The organism is Chitinophaga sp. G7 BAM 1005, assembly GCF_057126945.1.
This window is the reverse complement of record NZ_CP181478.1, coordinates 3588231-3605849: the sequence shown is the minus strand read 5'-3', so window position 1 is coordinate 3605849 and position 17619 is coordinate 3588231. Positions and strand designations below refer to the sequence as shown.

The following is a 17619-nucleotide window of genomic DNA, read 5'->3' as shown; positions in this document are numbered from 1 at the left end:
TGTAGCAGGTTGGATCTGCTGAACCATTTGCAAAGAAGATAGTGAGATCCTTGGATAGCTTGCCAAATAACTGTATACAATGAATTAATCGTCTTTATACTACTTAAGAATGTATTCTCGCCACTATATTTAGCGCCTTTCTGCGGTTGCAAGAATATTTATTTTGAGGGGTCTAAATATTTAATATTCTATGTATATTTATTACATATGAATGTATCCAATGGACTCTACTAAGGTTGAAATTGTAAACAGATCATTTGATCAGCTGGTTAAAAAGTTGATCGAGAATACTGCTGATAGGCCTTCTATTTGGGATACTATTATCCCGCTTTTGATTGGTGCTGGGTTAGCTCTGTTGACACAGTTCTCAATAGAGTGGTGGAAATCAAGAAGAGAAAGAAAAAAGGAGAAGCAGAATCTCATATCAAAAGGATGGGCAAAGACATATCTGATCTCCCAGATTTTGAAGGATATTTCTATGTATAAAGTACATAAACAATATTATTTAAGGGCAAGCATTTTGGCTAATGAGACAGCCGAGAAGGAAGATAGTTTTAAAAAGCATTATGAAAAAGGCCAGGAGCAGCGACTGGCTGAATTAAGACTTGATGATAACATTGCCGAATATTTTCAACTTGTTACAGAATATACAATTCTTACTGGAAATACGAACCACTTTAAATCCTATTTTCAAAGCATTTTCAATTACGTGCATCCTAAATCAAGCAAATTTCAGCAATGTAATAGTGAAGATGAATTAGTAAACGAGTTGAATAATGAAGAAGAGCGGATAAATAACAAATACGAGGAATTTAGAACTATATTTGATAGAATACAGTCTGAGATGATATAGAAACGAAATATTAGTAGATGAAAAGTAAGTTGAGAAAAATTGTGGTAGACAATAATAACTATAGGTATTATGTCTCTTTTAATGAATGTGAATATCGAGGCGGCGGTATGGTTGTCAAGATATTTTTAAATGGCAAGAAAACTACGCCGTTAGTTCTACATTTTTTGACTTTCATTGATCCAATCAAAGGTCATCCGTTAAATAATGGAATTGATTTATTTAATCGCTTAACAAAAAGCAAAGTAAGAGTGAACATTCATGAGCCTAAATATATCAGAGAATTAATTCTGGAAGGATTAAAGAGAGGATGGACAGGCAGTAATCATATTGATAGACAAAATGGTATTGATTATTTAACCAACTGGGGTTTTGATACGAGTGGCTTAATCCCTATTAGTCATATGCAACTTTACTTCCGATCTTCTGATCATATTTTAAAGAGATGCTTTAATTAAATTTTATACGATTAACGGCGTACTCGAAGAATTCATCGGAAGTAATCCAATCATAAATCGACGGGATATGTCTGATGTCAGCTAGAGGTATTGTCAAGTTCAGCCCTAAGGCACTTACATGATCTTCCGTTTACTATTTACACCTTTTTATTTCGAGATACCTGATAGCCCTTGCTTTACGTACTTTTTCTTCTCACGAAATTGATGTAATTTCTTCAATATAAAAAGTATAGTTCATTGCTAATTTGTTGGTGTTTATCCCAATAGCTGAAATTTAAGACCTCGCCATATCGATTATTGTTACATAAGAAGCATTTGATTATCTACTATACACAGCTGACCTATTAAAGGTACTATAGTAAATCTTTTCTAGTAAACGCAATGCAAACAAGTTAGCAGTAGTCTCTTTCCTCGTAATTTAAAGATAGAAAAATACCTGAAGAATTCAGGCCATACAAAAGATCACAGAATTTCTGGAGTGAGTAAGTATATTACACGGATAATTATACTGCGTTTACGAGTTAAAATAGCTCGTTTACGAGATTTTAAACTCAGAATTCAAAAGCAGTAATTAATTTACAATAATTAGGTTGTTATAAAATAGTTTTCAGTTCGTTGACCTGTGCTGTTGAAGACTCTGACCTGCTAAGACGAAAAAGCCCATGTAACATCTCATATTTGACGATGATATCTTCAACGTAACTTTACTAAAAACAAAGACTTGGTTTCAGATGATACCTTGATTAATAAGACATAGTCACTTCAAGCATCAACAAGTATCACTTAACCTAGAAAATAAGATCTAATCGTACGGGACGGCAACTGCTGCAAGGACTACAAAAGATTTTTAATTTATATCCTCTATCTGGCCCTATATAATCGCAAAGGTGTTCAGTTTACTAGATAGCGGATTGGGACTCAATTGGATGGTAGGACATGAAGTAACAGGTAGGATTTCAAGGTATATGACTTACTTCCGAACTAAGCCTATATCGGCAGCACAGAGCATTGTACATCTTTTTTCAACAAGTAAATAATATTATAATGAACTTCCTAGTAGTAACATATGATGTAGATCGTGAGCATGTTAAGGTAAAACAAGCTATGATTCAAAGGGGATATATGAAGACCTGGACTGCAAAAAACAATACCTATTATCTGCCCAATACTACGTTGTGGAAGCAAGAGGGTTCAACAGATCAGGCAATTGAAGATATAAGAGCAGTTTGCCAGCCCTTGGGAGTAAAGCTGTTAAGAGCTGTGTCGGTTATTGCGAATTCATGGTCAGCAATTGAAGGAGAGAATTTTGATAAATGATTTTTTCATATCCCCTCAAGACTTTGAGATTATGGTTAATTAACAGTGGGCGTTGGGGAGAGAAGCCAATTTATGTAGCATTTCTCATGTGATTAGATGTAGCCTCGCCTTGCGTGCCTCTATCTTTTCATTCCATATTAGAAATCGGTTACCGGGATTTATTAACCTAACTATTGATATGAAAAAAATATCTGTTAAAGATCTAGTTGAATTTAGGCGGAAATCTGATAAAGGAAAAAAGACGTTCGTTGAAAATATCAAATCCAATAAAATTGAACTTCCTACAGAAGGAGGAGGCGACTATTGGATAGCTAGTTTAAGTGCTGTTTGTAACTCATTTAAACAAGGCGATCCAGACCTAATCGATGAGAAGATCGAAGAGTTACAGGGAAAGCTAACAAATGCAAGGCATAATATTACAAAAAATATGTATCAACGAAATATTACAATTCTTCAGAAGTATAAGAGGATGGATTTAGAAAAGCTACATCCCGGTGGAAAGCTATCGTTTCTCAAAAAATCCACTGGTAATTCGTTGTTAACTATTAAAGGATTGGAAATTGAGGCTAAACCAAGCCACATCTATACATTTGGAAAGAAAGAGGAAGAGAAAGTTGGAGCAATTTGGTTTACCGCAAAAGTGAATGGCTATCGTATTGAGGAAATCGGTATGTTTTGTGACATGTTATATAGATTTCTTAAGCAGAATTACTCACAAAATTATCGCCTGATGCCCAAATATTGCATAGCAGTTGATATGCTGAGTGGTCAGGCGATAGATTACTCTGAGATAGAAGGCGGAAGTCTTTCAAAAGTCTTGCCTTTGACCTTAGAAGAAATTAATAAATTTATGTGATTGCGACGTTACTGGTATTTTATCTTTTCAGGTCCGTTATCAATGGACAACAACATGAAAGTCAATATTAGAGTTTAAGCTTTATTGATATGATAATTGGAAAATGGGGGAATTTTCTCCTCACTCAACAAAAAGTGCGTGGTTTAAGATAATATCAAGGTTGAGGTATACTATAGTTTGGGAAATAGCAGATACAATTCTGCCTCCAGTGCCTCTGCAAGCTTTACGATAGAATGAAATTCAATATTCTTCTGTCCATTTTCGATTCTGCTGATATCACTATGATCGATACCTGATCTAACTTCAAGATCTAACTGGGTTAACTTTTTTTCTTTCCTTAGCTGTCGCAAGCGTCTGCCTAATTTTATAAGTTCGTCTGAATATCTATCTGTAGCCATTTTTTTTATTAATTCTTTCAAGCTCGTAGAAAAAAGTAATAAATAATTTGGTTTATAACACAAATTATAAAAAAGATCTTATCTTTACAAAGTGAAACTGGATTTGTGTAAATGCCTATTTGGGTAAATTTCTAAAATATTAAAGCTTTCGCTTAATTCTCACCTTGGGAATCTGAGAAATTATAAGGGAAATGAGAACGACAAGTGAATATTCCATGCCCTATGTGGGGTCACTTACTTGTTCCTGAAGGCTTCTCAGGGCCTCAAAAGCGAAGAGTGGGCACCGCGCTTTTTTGCGCCTAATACCCACCTTCCAATTTCATAAACTCATATTAACAACCACTGGTTATTCAGCCTTCACGGCTGATAGGGGAATCGTATTGCATTTTCAGAACTGTATTTATTCACTTTAAATATTCTGTTATGGAAAATCTGTTAACCATCTTAACCCGCATCACCGCCTGTGGCACCTCCGCAGGCTTCATCGAGCTAGTCGAAAACGAGCTATGCAACGTTATCGGCAGTACCTCCGCTAATAACTGGTCCCCAAATCAGCGGGCTGAGTTCATGGCGTTTTATACCATCTTCAGAACCACCGCTACTGCCGCTTTTAACATCAAAGACGCACTGGAAAGAGCCAATGCAGAAGACCTGACCAGGGAGCTGGTAACGGAGTTAGAAAGTGATCTGTATGAGTTATCGAGTTTCCAGGCGGGTATTGAATTAGATGAGTTGGTAGCTGCGCTTGATCAGTACATAGAAATACTGGTTGACGGGGATAAGGGGATAGACGGAACCATCGCCGCTATTACCGGCAATTACTTCCGGACCTTTTTCCTGACGCTGCATTCTCTGGAGATAGAAGAACGGATTAGTATCGCTAAAATAGACCATCACTTTTCAACTGTACTTTATGAGTATTGAAACCCAAAAGAAAAACTTATTACTGGAGTTGCATACGGAGTTCTCTAAGTTACCTGTTCTTTTCAGGGAGCGCGTTTGCGAGGAATGTAACTATGGCACGCCAACTTTTTACAGGAAGTTGCGGGGCAGCGATAGGCTTGTTGAAGGCAAGTTAATACCGGCGTTAAGTAAAGCGGAAAAGAAGATGATCCGCGGCATAGGAGAGGAGCTTGTCAATAGTTTACTCAGCGCTGTTTTCAGGGACGGTGAAAAGTGAATATACAAGGGCTACCCAGTGTATCCGTGGCAGCCCTTTACTTTTTTTATTCCTCTGTAACGCTTGCTCCGGGGGCATTACTTTTAACGGATTCAATGCCGCCATCCCTGCTGGAGGAAGTAGTATACATTTCACTGGTACCGATAACCTGGCTATTTCCGGCTTTGAGTGTGAAATAAAACTGCCCGTTTTTAGCGGTTAGTTTTTCGTAACGACTATCATTAGGTGCGTTAGCTTTAACAGACTCAATGCCGTTGTTGCAGGCTGCTTTGGTGGTGTACATTTCACTGGATAAAATTGGTTCGCCATTGCCGGCTTTCAAAACAAAGTAGTTCTGGCCGTCTTTGGCTGTTTTGATGATAAATTTTCCCATAACATGCAGGTGTTTAAATGAATGAAAGAATACCTGAACAATAACCAGCCGGAGGTGGAATTGTTTAAACCAACAGGCTGATTTTTGAGATTTTAATAATTTTTAAAATACCCCTTTGATTCAGTTTATTGCGTAACCCCTCTGATACATGTCGCATACTTCTTGGATACTTCTCAGATACTTAGGACTCGTCTATGCGTCGTACTCCCTATACAGTCCCCATACACTCCCCATACACTTCCCATACACTCACCATACACTCACAATACACTTCCAATACACTCCCCATACACTTAGGATACCAAACTACCCATCCATGAACTCCCTCACTTCCTCCTCGTCCAACCCGGTATATTCGCAAAATTCAGCTACTGAAATGTACTGCCAGTCCTGCTTTCCAAACATCCGCCGGAGCTTTTGCATGAGCTCCCTGGCAGAGCGGTCGCTCTTGCCCATGATGTTTTGAATGTCTTTGGTGTAGATCACCATCCTATTGTGAACGTTTTTCGGCATAATCCGGCAAAAAGCGGCAAAAGCGGCGGGTTTGTTTTTCCACACTTCTGCCAGTGAATAATTTCGTCTTGTATTTCGAAGTACAACACTATCTGATCAGATGGAAAAGCTTAACAGGCATAGCTATAGAAACTGCCTATTCTTTCAGAAAAAACATTTTAATTATGAGTAAACAAGACGGATTGCTACAATTTGACGGCGCAATCGAAAACCTATCGTTTTATAAAACAAAGCGTGGATACGCAGTCAGGAAAAGATCTGGCGTATCAGGAGCCCGGATCTCCAACGACCCGGCCTTCAAACGCACCCGCGAAAACGGCCTGGAGTTTGGCCGGGCAGGCAAAGCCAGTAAACTGCTACGTACAGCTTTTCGTGATATGATAAAGAACACGGCGGACAAAGGGGCTACCCCCCGCCTCACGAAAGAATTCGTAAAAGTGGTAAAGGCCGATGCTACCAGCGATCGCGGCTTACGGAATGTAATCGACGGAGAAGTTGGGTTCATTGAAAACTTTGAGTTTAATATGAATAGTCTGATGGATACGTCACTCTTTGCTCCCTTAACGGCTAACATTGATCGCGTGGCCGGTACCGGAACAATAGAGCTGCCGCCCTTCAACCCGGCGGAAGGCATTCAATCTCCCCAAGGGGCAACGCACTTCATTATCACCTGTGGCGTTAGTGCTATCGACTTTGCAGGCGGTAAGTTTGAAAGTGCAATAGCTGCCAGCGAAGTATTGGTACTGGATAGCAATAATACCGCTCCGCTGAAGCTCACCGCCACCGTTTCTCCAAACAGCACGTTCCCGATGTTCCTGGCACTCAGCATTGAGTTTGTACAGGTAGTGAACGGGAAGCCTTACAAGCTGTCCAATGGTACATACAATTCCATGAAGGTAATGGCGGTATCCGCCAACGTTTAAGGATGCGTAATTTTTCACCCTTTAAAACAGATCCTGTATGGAATTAGTACAACGATTAATTGCCCCCACACCACCTTTCTTTGTGAAGGTGCGCAACATAGGGCTCATTCTCACTGCGCTGGCAGCAGCAGTGATAGGGTTACCACTACAACTCCCGTCAATAGTAGGGGAAGTAGCCCAGGTATTAGCAGTAGCAGGCAGCATCATGACAGGTGTAAGCCAGGCCGCTGTTAAAAATGAGTAGCAGGAACACCCTCTGCTACCTGTTCTGAGGAAAGTTGCAACAATTCAGAACAGTTTTAAGCGTCCCCCGCAGGCATGCGGGGGGCTTTTTTAACAGCAGGCTGCCGCTAATGGTAATAATCAGTGTGGTGTTTGTTTGGTTTGAGTAATCATGACCAATTTATTTTGAGGTTAAGAAACACTGAATACTCATAAGGATATACTGAATGCAGTCGGGCGACTTTTCTTCCCCAAAATTAGGAGGCGGGTTTAAGAAGATTGTTAAGATATATGACAATTTTCCGGGCTTATAGCCGCTGCCCGGGAACCTGGGGATACTTATTGATGCGGTACTTCTTGATAGTACTTAAATATTGCCGGGTAATACCGAGATAGGAAGACAGATCTGTGTCCGATATCCGGTTCTCCAACCGGGGATATGCTTTAAAAAGGAGATGGTAACGTTCCTTCGCAGCATAGTTGATCCATATGGCCCTTTCCTCTGCCAGCTCATAGTAGTGCTCCGTCAGTTTCCTGCCTACCTTATTAAATTCCGGGTATGCTTCATATATAGCTTCCAGTTTTTCCCACGGTATAGCCAGGCATATGGTAGGTTCTTTGGCAATGAGCTTATCTGAACTGGCAGCCTGGTTAAAGAAACTTCTTACTGAAATAATCATATCATGTTCTGTAAAAAACCACTTCGCCTTTTCAATACCGTCTTTTATATATCTTCCCGTAACCAGTCCTTTGATGCAGAAGTAACAGTATCTGCACGTTTCCCCATAGTCCAGTATGATATCATTTCTTTCAAATGAGAATACTTCGCAACTGTCGATAACAGTGTTTGTTAAAGCATCTGAGAGAAAGGGGAGATGTACTTTTATGTCGCTGATCAATGTATCAAAATAACTCTGAACTTCCGGAGGCATGCAATTTACCCTATACATCACCTTCGTGCCGCGATTCGGTTTTTTCATAGCAATGCTTGTGTTTTGAGATGAGTGAATAGCCAGGGATAGGGGCAATTGGCAATTAATCTCCCTCCGGCAATAGAGAACAGTCCCAATGCTATCACAAAATTTACGGTAATTTGGGCAAATTCTTCATGCTTTTCTATGATAGCTGTTATTCATTTTTTGTGCATAAGCAATGCAAAACGTGAATGAAGGGGAATAACCTTGCAATGATCCTGATTTTATCACCTGCTAAAGACAAAGGGATTTCCTGACCTGGACAGGCGATGCCATCAGAGCAGTTTATTTCAAAAATGGCTATGATTCTATTATCGAAAGCGGGATGATATGGAATGGTTTTTTGACATGGACCCGCTCAACCACTCCATGAAAATACTCACTTAATCCAGTAATTCAAATTAATTTGCCAGTACCCGTATAGTGTTCTATCCTCTCCCCTTAAAGGAAAATATAAACTGCCCGACGGCTCAATTGAAAACTGACCAAGGAAGTACATCACATGTAGATTAGCTTCCAAATTACTAATGGTAAAATTGTTTTCCTCGCTGATGGTGTAAGTGTTAGTAGCAGTTGTTGAACCACCGCCCTGGTTATTATTTCCCCTACCTCTGCCATAACCGATACGGCTTGCTTTCGTATTTTGTGAAATATAGCCACTGGTACGCAAAAATTTATAATATCGGTCAGTGCCTGCATTTAATTGCAGACTGGGCCTCATGGCAAAGGCATTGTTTTTGTTGACGCCGATATTTTCCTTTATAAAAGCATATGCTATGCCCGCAAAAGCATTAACATCGTAAACTGATTCGTTATTGTTTTGATCGTCGTTTCCGAATCCTATATCAAGGCCAGCTCTGGGTTCAATGTATTTTGTTTTGATTCGAAGGTGAGCATATAATTCATTTTGTATGGGTGAATAAGGAACCGCAGGATTATCATGCTGTATATATCGCGAATAGGAGATATAAGGAAGTACCTTACCGCTATACATTGCGAAATATGGAGATATAGATGTTAAATAGAATCCTGGGTCGCTGCCTCCTATAAGTGCGTAAGTTTTTAGCTTTATCCCCAAGCCGCTTTTGTGATAATAGTCAATATAGGGTGAGAGATATACCCCAACGCTATTACTGTCTTTTGTATCTGTATTTATAGAGGAAGTAGTACTTGTTTCAAGACCACAATATAACTGACTATAATTTTTATTTCGGCCTGTTATATTTTTCGAGTTTTCTTCCTGAGCGTCTACCTGAATTGTACTTGCCAACATCAATATCAAAACTAAGCAGTTTTTCATAATAACAATTTTATAATTGAAATTCATAATTCACTACATTCTATGGCAAGATATCGATCTGCTACAGAAAGTTCAATGACTGCCATCACAATTAAAGATGTTTAGAATCATAATCCCATATGATTATGGTTGCTTGATTTCGTATTTCTGATTGCTAATTTGCTTGTGATATTTCATTTTTTTTAAAACAAAATAATTTAGATCATGAAACAGATGTTTTTTGTATTGGTCACGCTGTTTATAGTGAGTAGCACAGTAGTTGTAGCGCAAGATCAAACCCGTAAACAAGACCGTATTCATCAGGAAGATCACCTGACGCTGCGGGATGGTAGCTGTTACCTCGTTAAGCAGGGAATTCAAACAGAGTTAAAAACACAATTAAAACTGAACAATGGAGTTGTAGTAAATCCTGATGGTTCTTACCAGTTGCAAAGTCAACAAAGGTACCAATTGCGTGACGGTGAATGTATGGACATGAATGGCAACCGTTACCTGAATCAGAACAAGTTTAACAAAAGGGTCATGATGACGAATAAACAGATAGAAAAAGTGAGAACAAATAACATGAATAAAAACATGCCTGGTAATAAAGGAGGTACAAGAAAGAGCGGCTCACCTAATTCTAATTAATAAGTTTCGTATTATCGTTTTAGCATCATTCGGAAAACATAGAACTATTCTGATAAACGGAATGTTAGTGGACCAGCAGAGAGCATATAGGCCGCATATATTGAAAAGTGAAACCTGGATTTATTGGAATCAAGTCCTCGCAGCTTAATATTTTATTCTACAAAAAGGTTCCGGTTTTTGTATCATAAGGACGAAGAATAAAGAAGCCTTCAAGTCGCAGGATTTGAAGGCTATTTTATGCACCAGGTATGTGGTAACCCTCAAGGGCGCAAGTCCCGAATGCACTTTGCAGTAGGAAGCATTAGCCAAAAGCAAGGTGCCTTCCCTCTAAGTATTCGTTTTCTGAACATGTATTGCTGTATTACCTACTTCCGTATGCCGGATCTGGCCGCCCAGGTATCCTGTCCATGAAGCCATACCGAAGCAGATGAGCGATATAATCAGGACGATAACTGAGATTGCTTTAGTAAACTTCGACTTTTTCCAGCTTAGGTACCCTCCGGCAATAGAGAACAGTCCCAATGTTATAACAGCTATCAGGGTAATTTGGGCAAATTCCTCATGCTCTTCTATCGTGCTTTTCGTAATCCCCTGGATATTCTCAACTGTTTCTTCAGCGGCCTCACCAGTTGAAAAAGCTATGATGCCTCCCACTGCTGCTGCCAATAATAAAGCGTATGCAGCCATCCTGGTATGATAGCTGTTTGTATACATGCCATATAGGAGTATTAACATGCCAATGATAGACCCAAATATTGGCAAATGTGTGACCAGTAAATGTAAATGTGTAAGGCTCATATTCATTTTTTGTGCATAAGTTCCAATTAATATGGTTGTATAAAAATGATCTTCATCAGCGCTTGTACTGATTTAACTCATATTAATTCAGTCCATCCTGCATCCAATTATCTAAACCAAAAGAGGTAGACAAATTTTTAATATGTATAATTTTCACCACAGGGGCAATAACTGACGTACGTCATTACCTGTCGTGATGCACATCAGCATCAGCGATCTTTGATTCACGTAATTTTAAATTGAAAAGTAATTGATAGCCATGAAATTAGTGACCACCATTTTTTTTACATTGTTTTTTTTAAGCTCTTTCTCGCAAAATGCCAGGGAAATTGTAAAGAAGGCTGATGAAAAGATGCGCGGAAGTACCATGCAGGCAGAAATGATCATTAAAATCATCCGGCCCACATGGACACGGGAAATGCAATGCAAAACGTGGATGAAGGGGAATAACCTTGCAATGATCCTGATTTTATCACCTGCTAAAGACAAAGGTATTGTATTTCTTAAAAGGAAAAAAGAGGTATGGAACTGGATGCCAATACTCGAACGCAATATCAAACTCCCCCCATCCATGATGAGCCAAAGCTGGATGGGAACTGATTTTACAAATGACGACCTGGTCAGGGAATCTTCCATAGTAGAAGACTATGACCATACCATCATTGGTGACACCGTTATCCAAAACAGAAGCTGTTATATCATCCTCATGATACCAAAAACTACCGCAGCGGTTGTGTGGAGTAAAGTGATAGTGGGCATCGATAAGAGGGACTTCCTCGAATTATATAGCGGTTTCTATGACGAAAACGGCCAACTTATTAATACGATGAATAGCTACGATATAAGATTGATGCATGACCGCATCATTCCTACCCGTTTTGAAATGATCCCGGCTGATAAAAAAGGACAGAGAACCGAAATGGTTTATAAGAATATTCTCTATAACAAACCAATTGATGACGGATTTTTCTCCGTCGAAAAAATGAAAATTCTGAACTAACATGTGGTTGATAAAAATGGCATGGAAGAATATATGGCGCAATCGCAGCCGGACCATTATTACGATGGCGGCAATCTTCTTTGCTGTTATTTTATCTGTTATAGCCAGCAGCCTGAAGGACGGGATTTTCAATAATCTGGTAAAAAACGTGGTTAGTTTTTATACAGGCTATGCACAGGTACATAAAAAAGGGTTTTGGGATGAGCAGATCCTGGATAATAGTTTTGAATTATCCTTAAAGACAGAACAGCAGATCCTGGGCGCGAAGAATGTGACCGCTGTTACTTCAAGACTCGAGTCCTTTGCCCTGGTATCTTCAGCTGATATTACCAGGGGGAGCCTTGTTGCAGGCATTGATCCTGAAAAGGAAAATAAAATCACGTCGCTGGAGAAAAAAATCATTCAGGGTAGCTATCTGAAAAATACAGACTATGCCGTGCTGTTGTCGCAGGGGCTTGCTGAAAGGTTAAAGTTAAAAATCAATGACACAGTTGTATTAATTGGACAGGGTTATCATGGCGCCACTGCAGCCGGAAAATATCCAGTTAAAGGGATTGTAAAATTTGGATCTCCGGATTTGAATGACAGATCATTATTCATGCCTTTGGCGGTGGCACAGGATTTTTATAGCGCTGATCGCAGAATAACTTCCTACGTTCTTTCATTAGGAAATACAAAGGATTTGGCAACCACTTGTTCGCTACTAGGGGCAAAGTTGGGCGCCGCCTACGAAGTGATGACGTGGGAGGAAATGATGCCTGAGGTAAAACAGCATATTCAAACCGATTCCAGTAATATGAAATATGTGCAGGGTATTTTATACCTGCTTATCTGTTTTGGCATCTTTGGGGCCTTGCTGATGATGATGGTAGAACGGAAATTTGAAATGGGAATGCTGGTTTCAATAGGTATGAGAAAAAGCAAACTCATTATCTTATTACTTTATGAGTCCGTGTTTACAGTACTCGCGGGTTGCCTGCTGGGTATTATTGCCAGTATCCCACTTGTATACTATTTGAACCGGTATCCGATAAGAATTGGCGGTGAGACAGCCAAAGCCTACGAAAAATTTGGTTTTGAGGCTGTATTTCCGACTTCTATGGAGGCATCCATATTTATTTACCAGGGTGTAACGGTACTGATCATTGGCTTGCTGCTATCGCTGTACCCAATGTATATAGTAATCAGATTGGATCCTGTAACAGCTATGAAGCGATAATATATTTGATATGATTTTCATAATGGCATGGCGGAATATCTGGCGCAATAAAATGCGGAGTATCATTATCATTTTATCAATATCTATCGGAATGTTTGCTGGTATTTCTGTACTGGCGTTATATAAAGGCATGATGAAAAGCCGGATCCGTAATGTGATCGATTCGGAGGTAGGTCATTTACAAATGCACAACATTAATTTTAAAAAGGAATATGATCCCCGGTTTATATTGGTAAACGGCGTCGAAGCATTAGAGGTCGTCAGAAAGAATCCTGAGGTCAAACTTGCCGCATCCAGAAGTATTACTACGGGGATGCTGGCAACACCAACCGGCAGTGCCGGAGTGCAAATAAATGGTGTTACTCCGGGGCTGGAGTATCAGTTGTCGCAATTGCAAAAAAAAATCATCAATGGGAGGCTATTTGATCCGGCAAAGAAAAATGAAATAATGGTTGGCCGAAAACTGGCTAAAAAGATGAAGCTGAAACCACAATCAAAATTGGTACTAACTTTTACGGATACGTCAGGCAATATGGTATCAAATGCATTCCGTGTAGCTGCTATTTACCAAAGTGACAATGCGCCCCTCGATGAGAAAATTGTATACGTAAACATCGATGAGTTGAATGCTTTGATTGGCATTCAAAAATCATTTCATGAGATCGTGATTTTATTGAAAAATGATGCAGATGTAAAGAAAATACAGCTGAAATTCCAACAAAAATTCCCTGCTTACCAAATTGAATCATGGTGGGAAATTTCACCGGAAACGGATCTGTTGGTAAAAACAGTTGACCAATATTCCTATATCATTATGTTCATTATCATGTTTGCTTTGGCGTTTGGTATTGTAAATACTATGCTGATGGCCATACTGGAGCGTACACGTGAAATAGGCATGATGGTGGCTTTGGGAATGAACCGCGTGAAGATATTCTTATTGATTTTCCTGGAAACCATTTTTTTAACCCTGGGTGGAACACCCGTAGGGATTTTTATCGGTTGGGTAGCAACCGCATATTTTAATAAACACGGACTTGATCTGTCGGGGATGGGACGTGAAATGATGAGCAGCTTTGGTTTAGGGACGATAGTTTATCCAGAGTTTCCCGCGGATAAGTTAAGTGGGGTATTGCTGATAGTAATCGGAACCGCATTGATTTCATGTTTGTTTCCTGCCGTCAAAGCATTGCGTCTGCAACCAGTAGATGCTTTAAAGGGGATAAATTAGAAACAGAAATTATGCTTTAAAATGAATGATTATGAATACAGTTATCGATGCCCATGATGTAAGTAAGGTATATAATAAAGAAACTATTCCCGTGTATGCAGTAAACAATGTGCATTTGCATATAGAAAGAGGTGAGTTCACCGCCCTGGTAGGGCCATCCGGATCAGGAAAAACCACCCTGTTGAATTTAATTGGCGGGCTGGATAGACCTGATAACGGCAATGTATTTATTAATGATTTTGACATCACAAAGTTATCGGCCAATGAATTGATCGAGTTCCGGCTCAGGAACATCGGATTTGTATTTCAGTCATTCAACCTGATCCCTGTTCTGACAGCAAAGGAAAATGTAGAATTTATTATGCTGTTACAGGGTGTAAAGAAAAGCATAAGAGATGCACGGGTGAAGCAATTGTTCAGGCAGATAGAGATGGATGATAAAACGGATGTCCGGCCGGCGCAACTTTCAGGGGGGCAACAGCAGCGTGTAGCAGTAGCAAGGGCTTTGGCAAGCAAACCAAAGTTTGTATTAGCGGATGAGCCAACAGCCAACCTCGATTCAAGATCAGCCTCCAATTTATTAGATATTATGGCAAAACTTAACAAGGAAGAGCTTATTACCTTCCTTTTTTCCACACACGATCAAAGAGTGATCGAACGGGCAAGGAGAGTTATAACATTGGTTGATGGCAGAATAGTAAGTGATACTGCCCTTGTCTCCACTAAACACGAAAAGGCTGATGTGTAAAAATGAGAAAGCTGGTGTCATTATGTTTCGCATTTTTGTCTGTGCTTATTGCAAATGCACAGGATAGTACAGCCGTGTCTCATACATTAACGGTTAATGGATATCTTAAGGATCTGCAAACCCTCAATTTTGATAAAGACTTTGGCAATCTGATTGCCGGTAACCTCATCCATAACCGCGTTAACATAAAGTGGAAGGCATCAGATAAAATTACGGGCACCGCCGAATTTCGTAACCGTTTATTTTGGGGGGAGGAAGTAAAACTTACCCCCGGCTTCACTTCTCTTTTGAGAAACGAAAATGAAGCAATAGATATGCAAAAGATATGGATAGAAAGCAAATCAATTGTTCTGCTTACCAACGTAGAAAGATTGTATTTTGATTATGGGAATGATAAGTTGAACGTTCGCATTGGCAGACAACGTATAAATTGGGGAGTAAACACAACCTGGAATCCGAATGATATTTTTAACTCTTATAGCTTTCTCGATTTTGATTATGAAGAACGCTCAGGTGTTGACGCCGGAAAGATCAGGTATCTATTTCCGAATTCCTTTAATATAGAATTTGCCTGTACCCACTCAGGTGAAAGAAATGGAAGTGCCGCGGCGTTAAAATATGCTCTTAATAAATGGAGCTATGACATGCAGTTTATTACCGGCTGGTATCACGACCGGCCAACTGTGGGCGGCGGTTGGGCCGGCAGTATCAAAGATGCCGGTTTTAAAGGAGAAGTCCAATATTTTTTTGCAGGAAGAGATTCATCAGATCACCTGAACCTTGCTCTTGAAGGGGATTATATGTTCAAAAAGGGTTGGTATCTGAGCCTGGGATTGTTGTTCTACAATCACGGGTTAAATACACCTGTCGGTAACTGGAACAATTTGAACCTGGAAGTTTCGCCGGTAACCCTAATGCCCACCAAATGGAATATAATTGTTACGAACGTCAAAGAAATCACTCCTTTATTATCTATAAATATTAGTGGTTTATACTCGCCTGGAACAAATCTGGTTATTTTTTACCCTTCCTTTCAATACAATATCGCCACAAATCTCGATGTAAATTTGGTATGGCAGTCCTTTTACGCTGAACAAGGACAAGGATTTGAGGCTGTTAGCCATCGGGCATTTTTACGCCTGAAATGGAACTATTAGATGTCCAAAGTGATTTTAATCATTCGATGGGCTGCTGAAGATCATCATTCTTCCTCTAAGATCTGGGTAGCTTTAAAAAAGGAAAAATAGAACATACATTACTTAATACCCGATTTTATGTCCAAACCTCATATAGTTATCCTCGGCTGTAACTTCGCCGGCCTTACAACGGCCAGGTATATTCATGCTTTGGTAAAAGACAAAGCTCATATTACCATCATCGATCGCAAATCATTGCTCACTTTTGTCCCCAATATTCCGCTACAGGTGCTGGCAAATATCAACCCGGCAATTGACCTGCAATATAAATTTATGTCGTACCTGGAACATGATGGGAGCGAATTTATCCAGGCGGAAATTACGACCATCGACGCGGATACCAACACGGTTGTTTATCAACCTAATGAAAGGCCGGGTCATCCCGTAAGAAAAATTAAGTATGATTACCTGGTTATCGCGTTGGGAAACCGTTTGGCCTATGATACTATTGATGGCTTTAGTGAATACGGCCATAGCGTTACGGACACATTCCTGGGTAACCGGTTAAGGAATTACCTGCACAATGAATACAAAGGAGGGCCCATTGCCATTACCTCGGATGTTTTCCACCAGGGGAAGAGCGATAAGCTGCCTGAAAATTTGCCTATTGCCCTGACCGCTTGTGAAGGCCCGCCGGTTGAATTGGCGTTTTCATTGGCACATTGGATGGAGAAAAAACAAAAAGGTAGTTCCGCTGATATTTATTTATCTACGCCTGCAAAAGTAATTGCTGAAGATGCCGGAGAAACCATTTTGAATCAGCTATTGCCTATGATGACCCGAATGGGATATAATTACCAGGCGAATACAAATGGAATTAAAAAAATTTACGAAGGGGGGATCGAATTTAATGACGGTACTTCCCAGGAAGCCGAAATATCCATTCTTTTTCCAGATTGGCAGGCGCATTCGTTTTTAAAGGAATTGCCCTTTACAGATGACCAAGGATTTGTAATAACTGATCTGTATATGCGTAATCCTGATTACCAGAATATTTTTGCGGTTGGTGACGCTGCATCTGTCACCGTTCCTAAAATTGGTTCATTAGGCCACATGGAAGCCGAGGTATTGGCTAACACATTAGCGAAAGAATTAGGCTCTATTAAGGGAGACATACAGCCTATGAAGTTTGAGTTGCTATGTATGGGCGACATGGGAGGCATTAAAGGGTTTTATATGCGTACCAACGAGTGGTGGGGCGGAAAAGAAAGCCACCTGGAAATGGGTATTACGCCTTATGCACTAAAAATGGGTTTCAAGCAAATGTACTACACCCTCGGTGGAAAAATACCTCAATGGGGATTGGCATTGAGTGAAATTATAGGTGATCATACAGTTATTTAAGCCTGAAAGTACATTCGCAGGAAGGTGATTTTGACTATATATTCTAAATCATCTTTAAATGTAACTAATGTCACCGTCTGCCATTTTGG

21 protein-coding genes are annotated in these 17619 nt (G+C 39.8%); 15 read left to right on the top strand and 6 right to left on the bottom strand.

Features of this window, described 5'->3' with window-relative positions; all coding sequences use genetic code 11:
• Nucleotides 1–220: 220 nt before the first annotated feature.
• The 4 genes from ACMXI2_RS14340 (at nucleotide 221) to ACMXI2_RS14325 (ending at nucleotide 3481) form a co-directional block, all read left to right on the top strand.
• Nucleotides 221–853, top strand: coding sequence for a hypothetical protein (locus ACMXI2_RS14340; protein ID WP_483782247.1), 633 nt, complete (start codon nucleotides 221–223; stop codon nucleotides 851–853).
• A gap of 17 nt (nucleotides 854–870) precedes the next feature.
• A complete protein-coding gene (locus tag ACMXI2_RS14335) occupies nucleotides 871–1308 on the top strand; it encodes a hypothetical protein (protein WP_483782246.1) in 438 nt (145 codons plus the stop codon).
• A gap of 1044 nt (nucleotides 1309–2352) precedes the next feature.
• The gene (locus ACMXI2_RS14330) at nucleotides 2353–2625 is read left to right on the top strand and encodes a hypothetical protein (RefSeq protein ID WP_483782245.1); all 273 of its coding nucleotides are present in this window, start codon (nucleotides 2353–2355) and stop codon (nucleotides 2623–2625) included.
• 178 nt (nucleotides 2626–2803) lie between these two features.
• Nucleotides 2804–3481 carry a hypothetical protein gene (locus tag ACMXI2_RS14325; RefSeq protein WP_483782244.1) on the top strand — a complete coding sequence of 226 codons (678 nt, stop codon included), beginning with the start codon at nucleotides 2804–2806 and terminating at the stop codon, nucleotides 3479–3481.
• Between the two features lie 170 nt (nucleotides 3482–3651).
• Here ACMXI2_RS14325 and ACMXI2_RS14320 read toward each other — a convergent pair whose 3' ends face one another.
• A complete protein-coding gene (locus tag ACMXI2_RS14320) occupies nucleotides 3652–3900 on the bottom strand; it encodes a helix-turn-helix domain-containing protein (protein ID WP_483782243.1) in 249 nt (82 codons plus the stop codon).
• A 402-nt stretch (nucleotides 3901–4302) separates the two neighbouring features.
• On the opposite strand from ACMXI2_RS14320, the gene ACMXI2_RS14315 reads away from it, so the two are divergent.
• Nucleotides 4303–4803 (top strand): hypothetical protein, encoded by a 501-nt coding sequence (locus ACMXI2_RS14315; protein WP_483782242.1) that lies wholly within the window; start codon nucleotides 4303–4305, stop codon nucleotides 4801–4803.
• Nucleotides 4793–5059 carry a hypothetical protein gene (locus tag ACMXI2_RS14310; protein WP_483782241.1) on the top strand — a complete coding sequence of 89 codons (267 nt, stop codon included), beginning with the start codon at nucleotides 4793–4795 and terminating at the stop codon, nucleotides 5057–5059. Before ACMXI2_RS14315 ends, ACMXI2_RS14310 begins: the two co-directional genes overlap by 11 nt.
• Before the next feature lie 46 nt (nucleotides 5060–5105).
• Here ACMXI2_RS14310 and ACMXI2_RS14305 read toward each other — a convergent pair whose 3' ends face one another.
• Complete coding sequence (locus tag ACMXI2_RS14305; RefSeq protein ID WP_079472297.1) at nucleotides 5106–5432, bottom strand: YegP family protein; 327 nt, start codon at nucleotides 5430–5432, stop codon at nucleotides 5106–5108.
• 306 nt (nucleotides 5433–5738) lie between these two features.
• A complete protein-coding gene (locus ACMXI2_RS14300; protein WP_483782240.1) occupies nucleotides 5739–5921 on the bottom strand; it encodes a hypothetical protein in 183 nt (60 codons plus the stop codon).
• Between the two features lie 188 nt (nucleotides 5922–6109).
• Between ACMXI2_RS14300 and ACMXI2_RS14295 the strand changes: the two genes are divergently transcribed.
• Both ACMXI2_RS14295 and ACMXI2_RS14290 read left to right on the top strand, forming a co-directional pair.
• Complete coding sequence (locus ACMXI2_RS14295; protein WP_483782239.1) at nucleotides 6110–6868, top strand: hypothetical protein; 759 nt, start codon at nucleotides 6110–6112, stop codon at nucleotides 6866–6868.
• A 37-nt stretch (nucleotides 6869–6905) separates the two neighbouring features.
• Complete coding sequence (locus ACMXI2_RS14290) at nucleotides 6906–7112, top strand: hypothetical protein (RefSeq protein ID WP_483782238.1); 207 nt, start codon at nucleotides 6906–6908, stop codon at nucleotides 7110–7112.
• Nucleotides 7113–7398: 286 nt separating this feature from the next.
• Here ACMXI2_RS14290 and ACMXI2_RS14285 read toward each other — a convergent pair whose 3' ends face one another.
• Both ACMXI2_RS14285 and ACMXI2_RS14280 read right to left on the bottom strand, forming a co-directional pair.
• Entirely contained in the window at nucleotides 7399–8070 is a 672-nt protein-coding gene (locus tag ACMXI2_RS14285; protein WP_483782237.1) for a Crp/Fnr family transcriptional regulator, read from the bottom strand.
• A 373-nt stretch (nucleotides 8071–8443) separates the two neighbouring features.
• Nucleotides 8444–9364, bottom strand: coding sequence for a hypothetical protein (locus ACMXI2_RS14280; protein WP_483782236.1), 921 nt, complete (start codon nucleotides 9362–9364; stop codon nucleotides 8444–8446).
• Between the two features lie 204 nt (nucleotides 9365–9568).
• Between ACMXI2_RS14280 and ACMXI2_RS14275 the strand changes: the two genes are divergently transcribed.
• Nucleotides 9569–9994, top strand: a complete 426-nt coding sequence (locus tag ACMXI2_RS14275) for a DUF6799 domain-containing protein (RefSeq protein WP_483782235.1) — start codon at nucleotides 9569–9571, stop codon at nucleotides 9992–9994.
• 327 nt (nucleotides 9995–10321) lie between these two features.
• On the opposite strand, the gene ACMXI2_RS14270 is transcribed toward ACMXI2_RS14275, so the two are convergent.
• Complete coding sequence (locus tag ACMXI2_RS14270; RefSeq protein WP_483782234.1) at nucleotides 10322–10792, bottom strand: DUF2231 domain-containing protein; 471 nt, start codon at nucleotides 10790–10792, stop codon at nucleotides 10322–10324.
• Between the two features lie 259 nt (nucleotides 10793–11051).
• On the opposite strand from ACMXI2_RS14270, the gene ACMXI2_RS14265 reads away from it, so the two are divergent.
• The 6 genes from ACMXI2_RS14265 to ACMXI2_RS14240 all read left to right on the top strand — a co-directional run bounded on the left by ACMXI2_RS14265 (nucleotide 11052) and on the right by ACMXI2_RS14240 (nucleotide 17530).
• Entirely contained in the window at nucleotides 11052–11792 is a 741-nt protein-coding gene (locus tag ACMXI2_RS14265) for an outer membrane lipoprotein-sorting protein (protein ID WP_483782233.1), read from the top strand.
• 1 nt (nucleotide 11793) lies between these two features.
• Nucleotides 11794–13011 (top strand): ABC transporter permease, encoded by a 1218-nt coding sequence (locus ACMXI2_RS14260; protein WP_483782232.1) that lies wholly within the window; start codon nucleotides 11794–11796, stop codon nucleotides 13009–13011.
• Nucleotides 13012–13021: 10 nt separating this feature from the next.
• Nucleotides 13022–14242 carry an ABC transporter permease gene (locus ACMXI2_RS14255; RefSeq protein ID WP_483782231.1) on the top strand — a complete coding sequence of 407 codons (1221 nt, stop codon included), beginning with the start codon at nucleotides 13022–13024 and terminating at the stop codon, nucleotides 14240–14242.
• A 31-nt stretch (nucleotides 14243–14273) separates the two neighbouring features.
• Entirely contained in the window at nucleotides 14274–14990 is a 717-nt protein-coding gene (locus ACMXI2_RS14250) for an ABC transporter ATP-binding protein (protein WP_483782230.1), read from the top strand.
• A 2-nt stretch (nucleotides 14991–14992) separates the two neighbouring features.
• Nucleotides 14993–16147, top strand: coding sequence for a hypothetical protein (locus ACMXI2_RS14245; protein ID WP_483782229.1), 1155 nt, complete (start codon nucleotides 14993–14995; stop codon nucleotides 16145–16147).
• A 117-nt stretch (nucleotides 16148–16264) separates the two neighbouring features.
• Complete coding sequence (locus ACMXI2_RS14240) at nucleotides 16265–17530, top strand: NAD(P)/FAD-dependent oxidoreductase (RefSeq protein ID WP_483782228.1); 1266 nt, start codon at nucleotides 16265–16267, stop codon at nucleotides 17528–17530.
• Nucleotides 17531–17619 lie beyond the last annotated feature (89 nt).